The organism is Prevotella sp. E13-17, assembly GCF_022024035.1.
Taxonomy (GTDB): Bacteria; Bacteroidota; Bacteroidia; order Bacteroidales; family Bacteroidaceae; genus Prevotella.
Window position 1 is genome coordinate 2,306,250 of record NZ_CP091787.1, and the last position, 17,024, is coordinate 2,323,273.

The 17,024-nt window shown below is 48.5% G+C and carries 16 protein-coding genes; 7 read left to right on the forward strand and 9 right to left on the reverse strand.

What is annotated here, in order from left to right; genetic code table 11:
• Window positions 1–116 precede the first annotated feature (116 nt).
• Window positions 117–1,340 carry a peptidase T gene (gene pepT, locus L6472_RS09365; RefSeq protein ID WP_237804449.1) on the forward strand — a complete coding sequence of 408 codons (1,224 nt, stop codon included), beginning with the start codon at window positions 117–119 and terminating at the stop codon, window positions 1,338–1,340.
• A complete protein-coding gene (locus L6472_RS09370; RefSeq protein WP_237804451.1) occupies window positions 1,333–3,606 on the forward strand; it encodes a cation:proton antiporter in 2,274 nt (757 codons plus the stop codon). The genes pepT and L6472_RS09370 overlap by 8 nt, the downstream gene beginning before the upstream one ends.
• A gap of 122 nt (window positions 3,607–3,728) precedes the next feature.
• On the opposite strand, the gene L6472_RS09375 is transcribed toward L6472_RS09370, so the two are convergent.
• The 3 genes from L6472_RS09375 to L6472_RS09385 form a co-directional block, all read right to left on the reverse strand.
• Window positions 3,729–6,512: a putative LPS assembly protein LptD gene (locus L6472_RS09375; RefSeq protein WP_370640840.1), complete on the reverse strand. Its 2,784-nt coding sequence runs from the start codon at window positions 6,510–6,512 to the stop codon at window positions 3,729–3,731.
• A gap of 164 nt (window positions 6,513–6,676) precedes the next feature.
• The gene (locus tag L6472_RS09380; protein ID WP_237804455.1) at window positions 6,677–7,171 is read right to left on the reverse strand and encodes an HDIG domain-containing metalloprotein; all 495 of its coding nucleotides are present in this window, start codon (window positions 7,169–7,171) and stop codon (window positions 6,677–6,679) included.
• A gap of 2 nt (window positions 7,172–7,173) precedes the next feature.
• Window positions 7,174–8,952, reverse strand: a complete 1,779-nt coding sequence (locus L6472_RS09385) for a biotin/lipoyl-binding protein (RefSeq protein WP_237804457.1) — start codon at window positions 8,950–8,952, stop codon at window positions 7,174–7,176.
• 214 nt (window positions 8,953–9,166) lie between these two features.
• On the opposite strand from L6472_RS09385, the gene L6472_RS09390 reads away from it, so the two are divergent.
• A complete protein-coding gene (locus L6472_RS09390; protein WP_237804459.1) occupies window positions 9,167–9,928 on the forward strand; it encodes a hypothetical protein in 762 nt (253 codons plus the stop codon).
• A 60-nt stretch (window positions 9,929–9,988) separates the two neighbouring features.
• Here the strand turns inward: L6472_RS09390 and queF are convergent, their stop codons facing one another.
• From queF to L6472_RS09420, 6 genes are all read right to left on the reverse strand, one after another.
• A complete protein-coding gene (gene queF / locus L6472_RS09395) occupies window positions 9,989–10,453 on the reverse strand; it encodes a preQ(1) synthase (protein ID WP_237804461.1) in 465 nt (154 codons plus the stop codon).
• 2 nt (window positions 10,454–10,455) lie between these two features.
• Window positions 10,456–11,145, reverse strand: coding sequence for a queuosine precursor transporter (locus L6472_RS09400; RefSeq protein WP_237804463.1), 690 nt, complete (start codon window positions 11,143–11,145; stop codon window positions 10,456–10,458).
• A gap of 67 nt (window positions 11,146–11,212) precedes the next feature.
• Window positions 11,213–12,298 carry a hypothetical protein gene (locus tag L6472_RS09405; protein WP_237804465.1) on the reverse strand — a complete coding sequence of 362 codons (1,086 nt, stop codon included), beginning with the start codon at window positions 12,296–12,298 and terminating at the stop codon, window positions 11,213–11,215.
• Between the two features lie 31 nt (window positions 12,299–12,329).
• Entirely contained in the window at window positions 12,330–12,767 is a 438-nt protein-coding gene (locus L6472_RS09410) for an RNA-binding S4 domain-containing protein (protein WP_237804467.1), read from the reverse strand.
• Between the two features lie 11 nt (window positions 12,768–12,778).
• The gene (gene pth / locus L6472_RS09415) at window positions 12,779–13,369 is read right to left on the reverse strand and encodes an aminoacyl-tRNA hydrolase (protein ID WP_237804469.1); all 591 of its coding nucleotides are present in this window, start codon (window positions 13,367–13,369) and stop codon (window positions 12,779–12,781) included.
• A gap of 11 nt (window positions 13,370–13,380) precedes the next feature.
• Complete coding sequence (locus L6472_RS09420) at window positions 13,381–13,977, reverse strand: 50S ribosomal protein L25/general stress protein Ctc (RefSeq protein ID WP_237804472.1); 597 nt, start codon at window positions 13,975–13,977, stop codon at window positions 13,381–13,383.
• A 207-nt stretch (window positions 13,978–14,184) separates the two neighbouring features.
• Here L6472_RS09420 and nusB point away from each other — a divergent pair, with 207 nt between their 5' ends.
• The 4 genes from nusB to coaE all read left to right on the forward strand — a co-directional run bounded on the left by nusB (window position 14,185) and on the right by coaE (window position 17,018).
• Window positions 14,185–15,135: a transcription antitermination factor NusB gene (gene nusB, locus L6472_RS09425; RefSeq protein WP_237804474.1), complete on the forward strand. Its 951-nt coding sequence runs from the start codon at window positions 14,185–14,187 to the stop codon at window positions 15,133–15,135.
• Between the two features lie 26 nt (window positions 15,136–15,161).
• Window positions 15,162–15,485: a preprotein translocase subunit YajC gene (gene yajC / locus L6472_RS09430; RefSeq protein WP_237804476.1), complete on the forward strand. Its 324-nt coding sequence runs from the start codon at window positions 15,162–15,164 to the stop codon at window positions 15,483–15,485.
• Window positions 15,486–15,609: 124 nt separating this feature from the next.
• Window positions 15,610–16,473 carry a YbbR-like domain-containing protein gene (locus L6472_RS09435; protein WP_237804478.1) on the forward strand — a complete coding sequence of 288 codons (864 nt, stop codon included), beginning with the start codon at window positions 15,610–15,612 and terminating at the stop codon, window positions 16,471–16,473.
• Window positions 16,470–17,018, forward strand: a complete 549-nt coding sequence (gene coaE / locus L6472_RS09440) for a dephospho-CoA kinase (RefSeq protein ID WP_237804480.1) — start codon at window positions 16,470–16,472, stop codon at window positions 17,016–17,018. Before L6472_RS09435 ends, coaE begins: the two co-directional genes overlap by 4 nt.
• The last annotated feature ends 6 nt before the right edge of the window (window positions 17,019–17,024 follow it).

Below are 17,024 nucleotides of genomic sequence, written 5' to 3' on the forward strand. Positions count from 1 at the left end.
CACACCGGACCTTAAAGTGTGCATTATTTAAATGGGAATAATTTGGCATTTCACCGATTATTTTGTACTTTTGTGGCAAAATAAAACAATACAAGAATACTGCATCATTGAATAGCATGAACATCGTAGAAAGATTTCTAAAATACACTCAGTTTGACACGCAGTCGGCTGAAGACAGCCAGAGCGTGCCCAGCACCGAGAAACAATTGGTCTTTGCGGCCTATCTGAAAGAGGAACTGAAGAGCGAAGGACTGGAAGACGTGGAACTGGACGAGCAGGGATACCTCTATGCCACGCTGCCTGCCAACACGAAGCAGGCGGTACCTACTATTGGCTTCATCTCGCACTACGACACCAGCCCCGACTGTTCGGGTGCCAACATACGTCCGCGCATCGTGGAGAACTATGACGGAGGCGACATCGTGCTGAGTGAAGGCATCGTGTCGAGTCCGAAGATGTTTCCAGAACTGCTGGCACACGTGGGCGAAGACCTGATCGTGACCGACGGCACCACCCTGCTGGGTGCCGACGACAAGGCCGGCATTGCTGAGATCGTGCAGGCCATGGTGTGGCTGAAGGCGCATCCGGAGGTGAAGCACGGCAAGATTCGCATAGCGTTCAACCCCGACGAGGAAATTGGCATGGGCGCCCACCACTTCGACGTAGAGAAGTTTGGCTGCGAATGGGCCTACACCATGGACGGCGGTGAAGTGGGCGAACTGGAGTTTGAGAACTTCAATGCTGCCAGCGCCAAGATTCTTTTTAGGGGGCGCAGCGTGCATCCGGGCTATGCCAAAGGCAAGATGGTGAACGCCAGTCTGCTGGCTGCGGAGTTCATTGGGATGATGCCTGCCGACGAGCGCCCCGAGACCACCGAGGGCTATCAGGGCTTCTTCCACCTGACGGGCATGCAAGGACAGACCGAGCAGGCCAAGCTGAGCTATATCATCCGCGACCATGACCGCAGTCGCTTCGAGGATCGCAAGCGACTGATGGTGCGCACGGCCGAGCAGATGAATGAGAAGTATGGCGAAGGCACTGTCAGCATAGAACTGACAGACCAATACTATAACATGAAAGAGAAGATTGACCCACAGATGCACGTGACAGACCTGGTGCTGAAGGCGATGCAGGAAGCAGGGGTGGCTCCGAAGGTGAAACCCATACGTGGGGGTACCGACGGTGCGCAACTGTCGTTCATGGGACTGCCCTGTCCTAACATCTTTGCCGGTGGCATCAACTTCCACGGTCCCTATGAGTTTGTGCCCATCCAGTCGATGGAGAAGGCTCAGAACGTGATTATCAAAATATGTGAGTTAGTAGGCGAATATAATGGCTGAGATACCTGCAATGATACAAGACCTGGCACTGATACTCATGGTGGCAGGCATCGTGACACTGGTGTTCAAGAAGCTGAAGCAACCACTGGTGCTGGGCTATATCGTGGCGGGCTTTTTGGTGTCGCCCCACATGCCATACACCGCCTCGGTGGTGGACATGTCTAACATCCACCTGTGGGCAGACATCGGTGTGATGTTCCTTTTGTTCTCGCTGGGTCTGGACTTCTCGTTCAAGAAGATACTGAAGATGGGCGCCTCGCCCATCATCTCGACCATCAGCATCATATTCTCTATGTCGCTGTTGGGTGTCGTCGCAGGCCATCTGTTCCACTGGTCGCGCATGGACTGTATTTTCCTGGGAGGTATGTTGGCCATGAGTTCGACCACCATTATATATAAGGCCTTCGATGATCTGGGGCTGAGGCAGCAGCAGTTTGCAGGCATGGTGATGTCGGTGCTGATATTGGAGGACATACTGGCCATTGTGATGATGGTGATGCTGAGCGCCATTGCCAGCGGCAACAATCCCGACAGCAGCGAGATGCTGAACTCGATCATGAAGATTGTGTTCTTCTTGGTGCTATGGCTGGTGGTGGGCATCTTTGCAGTACCACTGTTTCTACGCAAGGTGCGACGGCTGATCAACAGCGAGGTGCTGCTCATCGTGTCACTGGGACTGTGTTGCGGCATGGCCGTATTCTCGTCGAAGGTAGGCTTTTCGTCGGCCTTCGGTGCTTTCATCATGGGTAGCATCCTGGCCGAGACCATCGAGGCAGAACGCATCGAGAAACTGGTGGACCCAGTGAAAAACCTCTTTGGTGCCATTTTCTTTGTGTCGGTAGGCATGCTGGTGGACCCAAGAATACTGGTGGAATATGCCGTACCGATAGTCTGTCTGGTGCTGACCATCATCGTGGGACAGGCGGTGTTTGGCTCGTTAGCATTCCTATTGGGCGGCGAGAGTCTGAAGGCGGCTATGCGTTGCGGATTCTCTATGGCGCAGATTGGTGAGTTCTCTTTCATCATTGCCTCGCTTGGCTTGTCGCTCGGCGTGATTGGAGACTTTCTCTATCCTGTTGTAGTGGCAGTGAGCGTCATCACGACCTTCCTGACTCCCTACATGATCAGACTGGCTTTGCCCTCATACAACGTGCTGGAGAGGCATCTGCCTAAACGTCTCATCCGCATGATGAACCATCTGTCGATGAACCAGACAACCAGCAACAGCCCTAACAAATGGAAAAAGCTGTTGCTGCAGATGGCGATGAACGTGGTCATCTACTCGATACTCTCAATAGCAGTCATCATCATGATGTTCATGTTCTTCCAACCGCTGATGATGGAACTGCTGAACCCGAGATATGCCAACGTGGCAACGGGACTGATTACCATCCTACTCATAGCGCCTTTCCTGAGGGCCATGGTGATGAAAAAGAACAGAAGCGAGGAGTTTAAAGCGCTGTGGAAAGAGAGCAACCGCAACCGCCTGCCACTGCTATTCACCATCCTGTTCAGGATGATGATAGCTCTGGTGTTTGTGTTCAACATCTTACAGCACGTATCAACCTTCGGTCCTGCCATCATGCTCACCGTCGGCATGGTGGTTGTGATGGCCATCATCACCTCGCGCAGCATCAAGCGACGCAGCATCTTGCTGGAGCGACTGTTCGTCAACAATCTGCGCTCGCGCGACATCGAGGCACAGGTTCACGGCAAGAAGAAGCCCCTGTATGAGGGTAAACTGCTGGACCGCGACATCCACATTGCCGACTTCGACGTGCCCTATAACTCGTTGTGGATGGGGCACACGCTGAAACAGCTGAACTTGGGACGTAAGTTTGGTGTTCACATCAGTAGTATTCTGCGCGGTGGTCACCGTCTGAACATCCCCGATGGCGACTACATCATCTTCCCTGGCGACCGTCTGCAGGCCATCGGTAGCGACGAACAGCTGACGAAATTCGGGGCAGCAATAGAAAGTGAACTGCTGGGCGAAGACATGGAGATGGAGAAACGCGAGATGAAACTGCGCCAAATCGTCATCGGTGCCGACAGTCCTTTCATAGGAAAGACGCTACAGGAAAGTGGCATACGCAATCGCTACAGCTGCATGGTGGTGGGCATGGAAGAGGGAAAGGAGAACTTGACGCCCATGAGTCCGCAACGCAAATTCACGGAAGGTGACATCATCTGGATTGTAGGCGAAGAAGAGTCGTTGGAACAACTGCTGAAAGGCGGTGCGCCTTTGGCGCAAGATGAGAGATGAGAGATGAGAGATGAGAGTTGAGAAGTCTCCCCTCGGGGAGATTTAGAGGGGGTTGGTTTGCGCCAAATGCACACTACCTCTCACTTCTCAGTTCTCAGTTCTCAACTTGTGCCGAAGGCACACTAATACCACTGAACGCTATTGCTATAGCTGCTGCGCTTATCATACTTCAGCGCATCGGTAAGCGTTGAGGCATTACAACGGAAGGAGAAGTTATAGCTGGTATAAGGTGCCAAAACCACAGAGCATGACATGTTGAAACAGTGAAGATCGCGACTGAGCGAAGCTGTGGTCATGGATATCTTCTTGTTCTCGAAATCGTAACCCGACGAGAAACTGATGTTCCATCCCTCCGACAGGCGAACATTGCCGCTGACGTTGAGGTTCTGCGTGAACTTGTAAGGATAGCGCATGGTGTTGTAGTTGAACTTGCTGACATCGGTATTCTCACGCATGGTGACACCATAACCAAAACTGAGCGACCAAGGCAGCGAGAACTTCATATAGCCATCCTCGTCGGTCTCAGCCATATTGTCAGACCCTTTTGCGCCACGCTTGCCTTTCTCAAGGTCGCGATCGAGGTTAGTTTCAACTTCGTTCTCTTCGTCAGGTTCTTCTTCATCGTCTTCACGATTCTTCGACTTCTTATCTACACGCTCGCCACGCAACCACTTGAAGAGGTTGGCCACCTTATTATTATCAATGGTGTAAGACAGATTCTGAGACATGCCTTGGAAACGCCCCAGCTTACCTTTCTGCCAATAGGTGGTGTGTTCGCTGACACGAGGTGCACCACTTGTTGAATCAACTTCATAGACATAGCTGGCAAAAACTGCATTCATGTTGAGGGTGTAGCTCTTCGTAAGCTTCAATCGCAGACGAACAGAGAGGTCGCTCAACGGACGAACATCGGCTGCCATATTGTAAGACATGGCTGCCCCCAACTCGTCAATGAGACTTATCTTCTTGAAACCAGTGGTGTCGGCATCTGACTTGATCTTCATCTCTACATTGTTGGACATATCAAAGGAGAGACTACCGGTCTTACCTTTGCCCGGAACGCCATAGAGCGAACCCTGATAGGGAGAATACTCAACCATAGACACATTGCCATTGGCATCGGTCTTCATGTAGGTGTCGTAATAGCCATAGCGCGAAGCACTGAAGTCGGGCGCATAACTGAAGCTGACAGAAGGGGTCAGGACGTGGCGCACGGCCTGAATCTTATCGCCAAAGAGCTTGCGCGAGGGTACATAGAAACCATAGAGTTTCGTCGAGGCAGAAAGCGACAGGTTCCAGTTATAGACATTATAGAATCCATAAGTGGTGTCGCGAAGCTCCGTTTGGGCATCACTATCCCACGAACGCTTCACCTTGTTGGTATAGGTTCGGTCGGTGAAGTTGAACGAGGGGTTGATATTGATATAGTTGAACAGCGTGAAATTGGCAGAAACAGGGATGTTGTGCTGCATGCCATTGCGCCAGTCTTTCACCAAGCTGGAGTGCAGCAATTTGTCTTCCTTCGTAGAGATAGAGTTAGAGAGACGACCCGTATAGCTCAATGCAATCTTCTCGTACCAACGCTCCTTACCCACCAGATGCTTGCGCTTGAAGGGATAGAAACGCGACACGGAGATGTTCAGATCGGGCAGTGTCATAGCGATAGAAGAGTCGCGCATGTTCTGACTGAGGTTCATGGTGGTGCTCAGGCTGAGACCCAAACTGGAGAAGCCTGTGCTATAGGAAACGGAAGATGTGCGGGTGGACTGTGTCAGAGCCTGGGGATTATACATCGACGTCAGGTTGTTGCGCTCGTAACTACTGGTGGCAAAGTTGACACTGGCAGAGAGATTAGAATAAGGATTTGCCTTGGCATCCTGACGATGCGACCACTGAATCTTGAAGCTGGTCTGCTTGGCGTAGTCGGGCATGTTCTTCTCACCAGTAATCGTATTCTGGTAACTGGCAAAGAACGAGCCACTATACCTATAGCGACGACGGTAATTGCTGGCAGCGCTGATGCCCCATGAACCCTTGGTGTAGATCTCGCCAAGGAGTTTCAGGTCCATCTTATCGCTGAGGGCGAAGTAGTAGCCGCCATCACGCAGATAGAAACCACGCGAGGTCTCGTCGCCATAGGTAGGCATGATGAATCCGCTGGAATAGCTTTTCGTAAAAGGGAAGAAACCATAGGGAATGGCTAACGGCAGAGGAACATCGGCCACCACCAGATAGGCGGGACCAAAGACTACATCCTTGCCGGGACGAACCTTGGCACGCGACAGCGCCAAATAGAAATCTGGATGAGGTTCATCGCAAGTGGTATAGCGACCATGACGCAGATAGAGTTCTCCATTGGCACCACGCTTCGACAACTCGCTGGTCAGGAAACCGTCTTCTTGCTGGGTGTAAACCTGCTGGATAAGTCCTTTCTTGGTCTTGAAGTTAAACGCCATCGTGTCGCTCTCGTAGGTGTCGCTGCCCATCTTGAACACGGGTGTTCCCAGCATCTCGCCAAGACTGTCGCGGGCACCTGTGGCATGAACCAACGAGGAGTCGAGACAGAGATAGATTTTCTCACTGGTGAGGTCCATGTTTTGATAGGCAACATGGGACGAACCATAGAGATGAGCCATACCTGCACCTGCCTCATAGACCAACGAGTCTTCGGCAGAGAATTTCACTGGAGAATCGATACCGTTCTTCTTCTTGCGATTGATGCTGTCTAGAGCCAACGAGTCATCAATGGCCTTGTTGTGCTTATAGATTGCCAATTGAAGGGAGTCCATGTGAGAGGTATCACGCTTCAACGCTGCGGCTGCAGGCTTGGCATCGGGCGAAATAAAAGTGTCGTGAGGAAGTGTATCGACCAACAACGAGTCGTCCATCACCCTGGTTCGAATCATATTCTGAAGGGGTGATGAAGGTATTTCCGCCAACACAAAAATGAAAGCGGAAAGCAAAACAAATATCGCATATTTGCGTTTCACGGGTGCAAAGATACGAAAAAGTTGAGAGTTAAAGGGTAAGAGTTAGGAGATTTTTGCCGCACGACCAATTATTTTACGCTTTATTCAAACATTTTTGCCCAGGCAAGAAACTTTTCGACACCTTCATGACCAAAGCGCTCCAGGCTCTGAGCGGCCTGATCGACGGTGAGCACACGTTCGGGATGTGATTTTGAATAAAACTTATCGGCATAGCACACCAGCTGTTCTTCTAAGGTCTCAGGCTCAAAACCTGGCAGTCCGGTGCCGGTATGCCGCTCGCAGACACGGGCATGGCGTTCGAAGCCCATCTGGCGCAACAAGCGACCGCCAATCTGTCCATGCTCGATATAGGGAGATTCACCCATACAGAAGATGGAGGGGGCATGGCACCAACGGATGCCGATATCGTGGAGCATGGCTGCCTCTTCGACAAATTGCTGATCGAGCGGCAACTCTGGATGCTGGCGACAGATAGCCAGGCTGCGGTCGGCAACCTGACGGGAATGAAAAAGCAGAAGACGACGCAACTGGTCATCTTCTGCATAATACTGATCTATAATGGATTGATAGTTCACGATTACTTTGCATCACGCTCTATCCAAGCCAGCACATCGCCCTTGCGGACCTTGGCACCCTGCTTGACACCAACCTCTACGAGCTTACCGCCAAGGGCTGCGGGAATGGGGACAATCTCGCCCCACTTCTCAACAAGGTAACAGAAGGTCTGACCTTCCTCGTACTTCTGACCGATGAATGGTTCCAGACAAGGTGCACACTCGCCCTCGCCATTGAACTCGTAGAAGATCTGACCAGCTGAAGGACTTACCAATGCGTCGGCCTTGGCATGCTTGAAGGCAGCCAGTTCTTCGACACTCAGCTTAGAACCGAGTTTTGCATCCTTGGCTTTCTGGAGGTCTGCCAGGAACTGTTTCTTGGCCTGACCGCTCTTGAAGGCACGGTACTGCTCGGGGTGCATAGCCAACTCGAAAAGTTCTTCGTTGTCCTTACCGTAGTCCCAACCGTTCTCGTCCATTTCCTTCTTGAAGCCATCGAGAGCGTTCTCGAGCAAGGTGTGTGGATCGACATCGGTAAACTCACGCTTCTGCTGCTTGGCAAGCTCAACAAGCTCAGGATCAATCGTGCCAGGAATCTTACCACTCTTACCGAGAATCATGCCCCACATAGCGTCGTCCATCATCACGAAGCGACCCTTGCCCTGCTCGATGGTGAGAAGATTCATCAAGGCAATGTTCTTGGTGTATTGAGAGAAAGGTGTCACCAATGGGGGATAACCGACACGAGGCCATACATACTCTACCTCGTTGAAGAGCTTCACAAGCATGTCGTCCATGGTCAGTTCGGGCTCGCCCTTCTGGGCACGCAACTTGTTGATCATGGTCTGGATGCCTCCAAGGTCGGCCATCATCGAACCCATCATGCCGCCAGGCAGTCCGCAACCCAAGAGGAGAGAAGACATGTGCTTGTTGGCAGGATTGATGAAGTAGCCCAGCCACTCGTCGATGAACTCCTGAGTAAGCGTACGGGCCTGCATATAGGCATTCATGTTGATTTCGGGAACATCGAAGCCCTCGTTCTTCAGCATAGACTGAACAGAGATGATATCGGGATGAACCTTACCCCATGACAGAGGCTCGATAGCTGTATCGATGATGTCTGCACCATTGTTACATACCTCAAGGATAGATGCCATAGACAGACCAGGACCAGAATGGCCATGATACTGAATGATGATATCAGGATGCTTGGTCTTGATAGCCTTGGTCAAAGCGCCCAGCATGGCGGGCTGGCCAATACCGGCCATATCCTTCAGACAGATTTCCTCGGCACCGGCAGCAATCACTTCGTCGGCAATATTTGAATAGTACTCAACGGTGTGGACTGGTGAATTGGTGATACAAAGGGTGGCCTGAGGAATCATGCCTGCAGCCTTGGCCCATTTGATAGAAGGAATGATATTACGTGTGTCGTTCAGACCACAGAAAATACGGGGGATGTCAACACCCTGAGCCTTCTTAACCTTATACATCAACTCGCGAACATCGTCGGGCACAGGATACATGCGCAACGCATTCAAACCACGATCCAACATGTGGGTCTGAATGCCTGCCTCGTTGAAAGGCTTACAGAAGGCACGTACGGCATCATTAGGATTCTCACCTGCCATGAGGTTCACCTGTTCGAAAGCACCACCATTGGTCTCAACACGAGCAAAACACCCCATCTCGATAATGACGGGAGCGATGCGCTCCAACTGATCCTTGCGTGGCTGGAACTTACCAGATGACTGCCACATGTCACGGTAAACAAGACTGAACTTGATTTTCTTTTTTCCCATAGATTTATCAAATAGATTTTATCAAAAATTTCTCTACTAAAAACAAAATTGCTGCAAAGGTACTAAAGAGTTGGGAGTTAAGGACCACGCAGATGAAGTAATTTGAACCATTTAACGTTTTTTTAATGAAAACATCGCAAAAAATATCATCAGACCTAGTCTGTAACTCCCAACTTTTCATTAACTTTGCCAGCAAAACAAGAATCAATAAATAATGAAACAGAAAGCCCTATTATTCGCATTACTGCTGACCATCGGATGTTTCGTGGCCTGCAACACTAGTAAAGAGGTAAAGGACAACGAGGAAGAAAACGTGGTGTTCAACAGAATAGAAGGCGACTCAACCATCTATGGCATGGCATGCGATGGGTGTAACGACACCATCATCGTATATCTTAAAACACCCTATTCAGGAACGGATCCTGACACACTGAATATTCTGCAGGCCTCGAGACTGCATAAGATATTTGGAAAACCACGTATTGGTGATAAACTTGCCATCGTTCGCAATGCCGTTGATACGACTAAAGCAGACATGGTGATCGTTACAGAGGACCTTCAAGGCGACTGGTGCTACAAAGTACTCCCTACCCTGCGCATGCGTGCAGACATGGAAGGGCACACCATTAAGCAGAAGATAAACAAGCTGCCTGACTCTATTGCAGACTTGCTGAAAGTGGAACGTGAGTATGGCATCAGCATCAAAGCCGAGAATGTGGCATTCCCCATCGGCATGAACAGACAGAGGGCCACTAGCGACGAGGAGTCGCCTGTGGAGTATCCCAAGCTGAAGTTCTACAACGAGTGGTTTATCTATAATGGCAAGATCGTGTTGCGCAGCGTCAGACCAGACTCTTTGGGACAGCAGCAGGTTTTGCTGAGCGACACGGCCGATTTGGAGATGCTGACACCCGACACCTTGGTATTCCGCTTCGCCGAGGGTTCGAGAGGTTATTACAGGAAGACTGAGAAATAAAAGCTAAACAAGAAGTATAAAAAAGCGTGGCTTTCTGATGAAGTCACGCTTTTTTATGTATTAAATGCACTGATGCTGCATGAGACGCTGCTCTGCCAACTTTTCATACTTCGTACCGGGTTTGCCGTAGTTAGCATACGGATAGATACTGATGCCACCACGAGGGGTAAACAGTCCAATAACCTCTATATATTTAGGTTCCATCAACTTCACTAAATCCTTCATAATGACATTCACGCAGTCTTCATGAAAATCACCATGATTACGAAAAGAGAAGAGATAGAGTTTCAAGCTCTTTGACTCTACCATTCTTTCTGCAGGGATATACATAATCTTGATTTCAGCGAAGTCAGGCTGACCGGTTATAGGACACAAAGATGTAAACTCCGGGCAGTTAAACTGAACCCAATAGTCGTTGACGGGATGCTTGTTTACAAAGGTCTCAAGCACCTCGGGTGCATAGTCGCTGCGATATTCGGTCTTTTTGCCAAGAGCATGAAGACCTTCTGACTCTCTTGTTGCCATGCTTATTCTTTTATTTTAAAGATGTTGTAATTGATATCACGATCGAAGACATCCTCATGATCGTGAAGCTTTGTAAATCGAACCACACGGATAGTCACAGGAAGAACAAGAATCTCGTAAACAGTCTTCAATGACACCTGGGTGATGACAAGTGAGGGCATCTCTTCCCATGGAATAACGCCTCCCAATGCTAACGGGAAAAAGATGATGGAATCGGTCAACTCACCAAACACCGTACTGAGGACAGCACGAGCTGAAAAGTTTTTCCCATTAGACGATAGTTTCATGCGGCTCATCACATAAGCATTAACAAACGAGCCACAGAGGAATGCCAAGAAAGAAGCTGCAGCAATGCGAGGTGCTAAACCAAAAACCTGATGGAAGCCCTCCTGACCTTCCCAATATGGAGCTCCAGGAATCCAATCGGCAATAGCACCAAAGAGCACAAAGAGGAAGTTCATGGCGAAACCCATCCATATGAGCAGACGCGTACGACCATATCCCCAAACTTCACACACGACATCATTGATAATATAACTGACAGGGAATACAATAAGTCCTGCCGTCATATTCATCGGACCAAACGATATCTGCTTGGTCTCCAAGACGTTTGCCGTTATCAGGCAAACGCAGAACAGTATGCCATAGAACATAAACAGCACACTGATTCGCTGATTCTTATTATTTTCCATAATCTTGTTTTGTTTGTCGCGAGCCAAAGCTCAGCGAAAGGGGGTTGAGCAAGTACCCCTATATAAATTAATATTCGAAGTCGTAAACAATCGTGTCGCCACCAGTGGTGCTCACCGTCATTCGACTGATGCTCTTATCGGCGTTCAGCTGTACCTCGACGGTCTGATGACGCTTGCCCGAAGTAAGCTCGCTGAGAACACTCGTATGACGAGCATAGCGGAAGAGCGACATCAGCAAATAAGGGTCGCAATGGTCGATACCATCCACCAACTGGTTGACATCTACCGTCTGGCAGCGGTTGTCCACATTGCTATATTTAGGCATCACCTTTTCAATAATCTCACCATTAGCATACTGATATACGCTGTCGGCCACATGCATGCTGTCGGCAGCAAGCGAACGTCCGTTGAGGTAGTATGTAGCAGCACTGGCCACCTTGCCACCCTTGTGGTGTTCATAGCTGAAGGCGATGATTTTTATTGGAGGATAATAATTGTTCAGAACCATATTATAATAGCCGATAGTATCCGTAGATGACTTCAGCGAATAGGGCTGATAATCGGGCGAATAGGTACACATATACTTCTCATCGCCATCATAAACCACCAGCGAACTGTCTCTGTCGTTATAGATCAGCGCCAGGCTACGAAGCGATGTGCCGTTCTTTGACATCGTGAGATTAACCGGACGAAAGATGTTGTCGTAGCTGAACTCAAAGAGGCTGCCATCACTACCCGTAATTTTCTTCACAGCAGGTGCGTTTCCCAAAGAGCCATCACCACGTGTGGCATGCTGAATATAGTAGAATATGTTGGCCACATCAGGATGCTCTACGTCGTAGAAACGAACCATACACTGGCGACTCTTACCTGTGGTATTCTGATCAAAGGATACGGGAATGCGATATATCACGTTGCCCTTTCCCTCCGTCAGTCCCAGACGAGTCCAACTGCCATCAGAAAGTGAGACGTTCCATTTACCATAACTAAACATCACCACTGAGTCAACAGTAGTGTTGGCATAGACGCCATTATCCAGATAACAAGGACGATAAAAGTAGATGCCCGCACTATACGGATCTTTGTCATCGAAACACGAAGTCATCGTCATCAAGATGACCATTGCTCCAAGAATTAGCTTTTCTATTTTCATTGTTTTAATGATTAATTAATTGGTAAATTTATCAGACTTCATCATCATCTTCATCGTCCCAACTGTCGAAGTCGAAGGCGCCATAGCCCTCGAGCGATGGAGTTACAAAAGCATCCATAGCACGACGATCCTTCTTTGTTGGGCGTCCAGTACCACGAGCTCTGTCAACGAAACCACTGATGCGGTTCATCTCCAGCAGTTCATATTGGTCTTGCGGTGTAATATTCTCGTATATACCAGGTATAAGTTTAGCTCCGACACGCTGTTCGATGGTCTTTAAGATTCTGAAAGAATAGGTAACAGGAGGCTTACGCACACTGATCACATCACCCTCTTTCACCATTCTGGAGGGCTTAACCAGTACATTATTAACCCCAACACGCCCATTCTTGCAGGCATCTGCAGCTATACTTCTCGTCTTAAAGATACGTGCAGCCCAAAGCCATTTATCAATTCTTGCCTCCCCCATGTATTGACAAATTATTCACGTTTTGTTTTTGTTCTCTTTCCCAGTTTGTTATACTGGTTCATGGTGATATCAATACCAGCTAAAACAAAGCTCTTGATAATGTCCACAGCAATGTCGATGCTGGGCTGAAGTTCCTTCTGTTCTTCCTCCGAATAGCGACCCAACACCCAGTCAATCTGTCCGCCACGGGCATACTCGTTGCCAATACCCATACGCAGGCGAGCGTAGTTTTGACCAATGAGCTGCTGAATATGTCCCAATCCATTGTGACCACCGTTAGAACCGCTTCCCTTCAAACGGAAGTCGCCCAAAGGCAAAGCCACATCATCACTGATCACGAGCAGACGCTTTTGGTCAATGTTCTCCTTAGTAAGCCAATAGCGAACGGCATTACCACTGAGATTCATATATGTGGAAGGTTTCAGAAGAATCACCTTACGCCCCTTGAGAGTTGTCTCTGCTATGAAACCATAGCGTTTGTCTTCAAAACAGATATTGGATGCTTTCGCAAAAGCATCCAATACCATAAAGCCAGTATTGTGGCGGGTCTGGTCGTATTCATCACCGACATTACCCAAGCCAACAATTAAGTACTTGTCCATTTCTCCTGATTTTATTCAGCAGCAGCGGCAGCAGCAGCCTTAGAAGCACGAGTCTCCTTCACTGAGCATACAACCACCTGTGCAGGAGTAGCCAACTTGAGACCGTCGAAGCTCAGCTCGCCAACCTTGATTGCCTTACCCAAGCCGAGGTTTGTAACGTCAACATTGAGAATCTCAGGAATCTGCTTATAAGGAGCGGTTACGTCAATCTTACGGATGCTGAGGTTCAGCTTACCACCGTCACGTACACCCTGAGCCAGTCCGTTCAGCTTAACAGGAATACCAACAGTGATATCCTTCTGGTCGTTAACCTCGTAGAAGTCGGCATGCAGAAGAGCGTCTGTTGTGGGGTGGAACTGCAACTCCTTAATGATTGCCTTGCGCTCCTTACCATCGATGTTGATGTTTACAACATAAACGTGAGGAGTGTAAACAACCTTACGAAGCTCAGACATGGGAGCTGTGAAAGACAGTGCTACGGGCTGACCATTCTCACCCTTTGTTTCACCGTAGAGATTGCAGGGAACGAGACCCTCCTTGCGCAACATCTTTGAGGCTTTCTTGCCTAAGGCCTCGCGCACCTGGCCATTGATTGAAATTTCTTTCATAACAATAAATGTGTTACTCTAAATTAAGTTGTTAAATAAAAATTAATAATACCTAATTCGCCATCACACGAAAAAAGCGGTGCAAAGGTACAAATAAATTATGAAATACAATTCAACGTGCATGTTTTTTTTCAAAAAAAGCCTGTTTTACTTGTATAATAGAGGAAAAATATCTAAATTTGCATCCGATAAAATGACAATATAAAGATGATTAACAGAGAAATCATACGTATTAAGATTGTTCAGTTAACCTACGCGTACTATCAAAACGGTAACAAGAACATTGACAGTGCAGAAAAAGAACTATTCTTCAGTCTTTCGAAGGCCTATGATTTATATAACCATTTGCTGTCGCTGATGGTGGCCATCACGAAGGAGTCACGTCGCCGACTGGAGATCTTACAAGCCAAAGCAGAGCGAGAAGGAACAGAGGCTCCTTCACAGAAGTTCGCCTACAACCGTTTTGCCATTCAACTGGAAAACAACCATCAGCTGAACGAATTTCAGGAAACGCAGAAGCACACATGGGCTGATTACCCAGAATTTATTGGAAAAATGTACGAGAAGATAGAGCAGAGCCAAATCTATCAGGAGTACATGGAAAGCACAGAAGACAGCTATGCCGCCGACCGTGAGTTATGGCGTCGCCTGTATCGTGCCTTGATTGAAGACAATGAAGATTTGGATGCCATTTTCGAAGAGCAGAGTCTCTACTGGAACGACGACAAGAACGTTGTTGATACCTTTGTACTGAAGACCATCAAACGCTTCGATGAGAAAAATGGCGATGCCCAAGACCTACTGCCCGAGTACGATTCGGAAGAAGAGAAAGATTATGCACGGAAATTGTTCCGCGCCACAATACTGAACGCCGACGAATATCAGCGTTTCATGAGCGAGGCATCACGCAATTGGGATTTCTCTCGATTAGCGTATATGGACGTTATCATCATGCAGATAGCTATTGCCGAGATGATAACATTCCCCAGCATTCCCATATCCGTCACCATCAATGAGTATGTAGAGTTGGCCAAGTTCTACTCTACCCCACGCAGTGCTGGCTACATCAACGGCATGCTAGACGCCATTGCACATCATCTGGTGAGCACAGGTCGCATGATGAAGCCCATCGAGAAGAGAGAGCCGAACAATGACTAACCATTTTTTATTATTACCATAAGATTATGACCAATATCATTTTAGTTGCACAAGCCGGTGCACAGCAGGGGGGCATGATGATGCCTATCCTGATGATTGTGGCTATGTTTGCCATCATGTACTTCTTCATGTTCCGTCCTCAGCAGAAGAGACAGAAAGAGATTCAGAAGTTCCAAAACGAGCTGACCGAAGGAACGGCCGTTGTGACTGGTGGTGGTATCTACGGCACAGTGAAGAGCATTGACCTGGCAAAAAACACTGTTGAGGTTAAAATTGCGCGCGACGTTGTTATCACAGTCGATAAGAGCCTCGTGTTCAAAGATATGGCAAACCTGCCTTTGCAGAAGTAAAACAAGCACATTGAGCCTGACTCGTTTTTTCCGTACAGCCAGTCATTTCCTGTTCAGCAAGGCCAACAGGGAATTTCTGGTTTTTCTTGCTTTCTTTGCGTTAGCAGGTATATTTTGGTTGCTCATGACGCTCGATGTTCAGTACGAGCAGGAGATTAAGATACCTGTTCGCTATGTGAACGTGCCCCAAAATGCCGTTATTACCTCCAACGAGGTTGACACCTTGAGGGTTGTCGTGGGCGACAAGGGCATCACACTGCTTGGACTCCTTTATGGCAACAGCAACAATAGTATCGATATAGACTTCGAGAATTTTGCCCGAAGCAATGGTACTGGCGTCATTTCCAACATCGACCTTCAGAAACTCATTGGCAAGACGCTCCCCGCTTCTTCAAGGATTGTCAGTGTGAAACCCGAGAAGCTGGTTTTCTATTATAATTATGGTGAGAAGAAGAAGGTGCCAGTCCGCATCCAAGGACAAGTAATCCCAGAGCCACTTTATTTTATTTCCGAGACTAAGTACCTGCCAGACTCAGTCACCATCTATGCATCCAGGAAGAAATTGGAGAATATCTCTGTGGTTTATACCGAAGAACTGCATTACGAGAACTTCCACGACACGCTCACAATCGAAACGAATCTGGCTCGACTGTCGGGCGTAAAGATGGTGCCCAATAAGGTTTCTGTCTGCTTTATCACCGATGTCCTGACTGAAGAAAGCATCGATAACATTCCCATCGTAGGCATAAACATGCCCGAAGGCAAAGTGTTGCGCACCTTTCCTGCAAAGGTCTCGATTACATTTGTGACCGGTATGAAGGAGTTTCAATCGTTGACTCCCGACGATTTCCTTGTGGTGGCCGACTACGAGGAGTTCAGTCATAGCGAATCAACCAAGTGTAACATTTACCTAAAGAAGGTGCCAACAGCTATCCAACAGGCCAAGCTGAGCGTTAACCTTGTGGACTATCTGATTGAAGACCAATGAGAATAGGAATCACAGGAGGCATCGGGAGCGGCAAGAGTTTTGTTTGCCAACTGCTGAAGCAGAGGGGTATCGAGGTTTACGACTGTGACAGTGCTGCCAAACGGCTGATGCACACCTCTGCCCAACTCCGTCAACAGCTCTCAGCGCTGATAGGTCCAGACACCTATCTGCAAGATGGCAGGCTCAACAAAGCCGCCGTAGCACAGTTTCTGCTAACTTCCGAGGAAAATGCGAAGGCCATAGACAACATTGTTCATCCCGCCGTCTTTGACGACTATGAGAAGAGTGGCATTGACTGGGTTGAAAGTGCCATACTCTATGAGTCGGGACTTGACAGGCTCTTGGATAAGGTTATCGTTGTGACAGCCCCTGAAGATGTCCGCATCAAGCGCGTCATGCAGCGCGATCACATCAGCGAGGCCAAAGCCAAGGAATGGATAACCCGACAACTACCACAAGAAATCGTGAGAAGCAAAGCCGATTATGAAATTATCAACGATGGGGAGACGCCCCTCGAACCACAAATAGACAACTTATTTAAATAAACAAGA

Bases quoted from the DNA above. Each gene is read 5' to 3' on its own strand.
- L6472_RS09435 (WP_237804478.1), top strand. From the start codon at position 15,610: ATGACGCTCGATGTTCAGTACGAGCAGGAGATTAAGATACCTGTTCGC.
- coaE (WP_237804480.1), top strand. From the start codon at position 16,470: ATGAGAATAGGAATCACAGGAGGCATCGGGAGCGGCAAGAGTTTTGTT.
- pepT (WP_237804449.1), top strand. From the start codon at position 117: ATGAACATCGTAGAAAGATTTCTAAAATACACTCAGTTTGACACGCAG.
- L6472_RS09400 (WP_237804463.1), bottom strand. From the start codon at position 11,145: ATGGAAAATAATAAGAATCAGCGAATCAGTGTGCTGTTTATGTTCTAT.
- L6472_RS09370 (WP_237804451.1), top strand. From the start codon at position 1,333: ATGGCTGAGATACCTGCAATGATACAAGACCTGGCACTGATACTCATG.
- L6472_RS09420 (WP_237804472.1), bottom strand. From the start codon at position 13,977: ATGAAAGAAATTTCAATCAATGGCCAGGTGCGCGAGGCCTTAGGCAAG.
- yajC (WP_237804476.1), top strand. From the start codon at position 15,162: ATGACCAATATCATTTTAGTTGCACAAGCCGGTGCACAGCAGGGGGGC.
- queF (WP_237804461.1), bottom strand. From the start codon at position 10,453: ATGGCAACAAGAGAGTCAGAAGGTCTTCATGCTCTTGGCAAAAAGACC.
- L6472_RS09375 (WP_370640840.1), bottom strand. From the start codon at position 6,512: ATGATTCGAACCAGGGTGATGGACGACTCGTTGTTGGTCGATACACTT.
- L6472_RS09410 (WP_237804467.1), bottom strand. From the start codon at position 12,767: ATGGGGGAGGCAAGAATTGATAAATGGCTTTGGGCTGCACGTATCTTT.
- L6472_RS09385 (WP_237804457.1), bottom strand. From the start codon at position 8,952: ATGGGAAAAAAGAAAATCAAGTTCAGTCTTGTTTACCGTGACATGTGG.
- pth (WP_237804469.1), bottom strand. From the start codon at position 13,369: ATGGACAAGTACTTAATTGTTGGCTTGGGTAATGTCGGTGATGAATAC.
- L6472_RS09390 (WP_237804459.1), top strand. From the start codon at position 9,167: ATGAAACAGAAAGCCCTATTATTCGCATTACTGCTGACCATCGGATGT.
- nusB (WP_237804474.1), top strand. From the start codon at position 14,185: ATGATTAACAGAGAAATCATACGTATTAAGATTGTTCAGTTAACCTAC.
- L6472_RS09405 (WP_237804465.1), bottom strand. From the start codon at position 12,298: ATGAAAATAGAAAAGCTAATTCTTGGAGCAATGGTCATCTTGATGACG.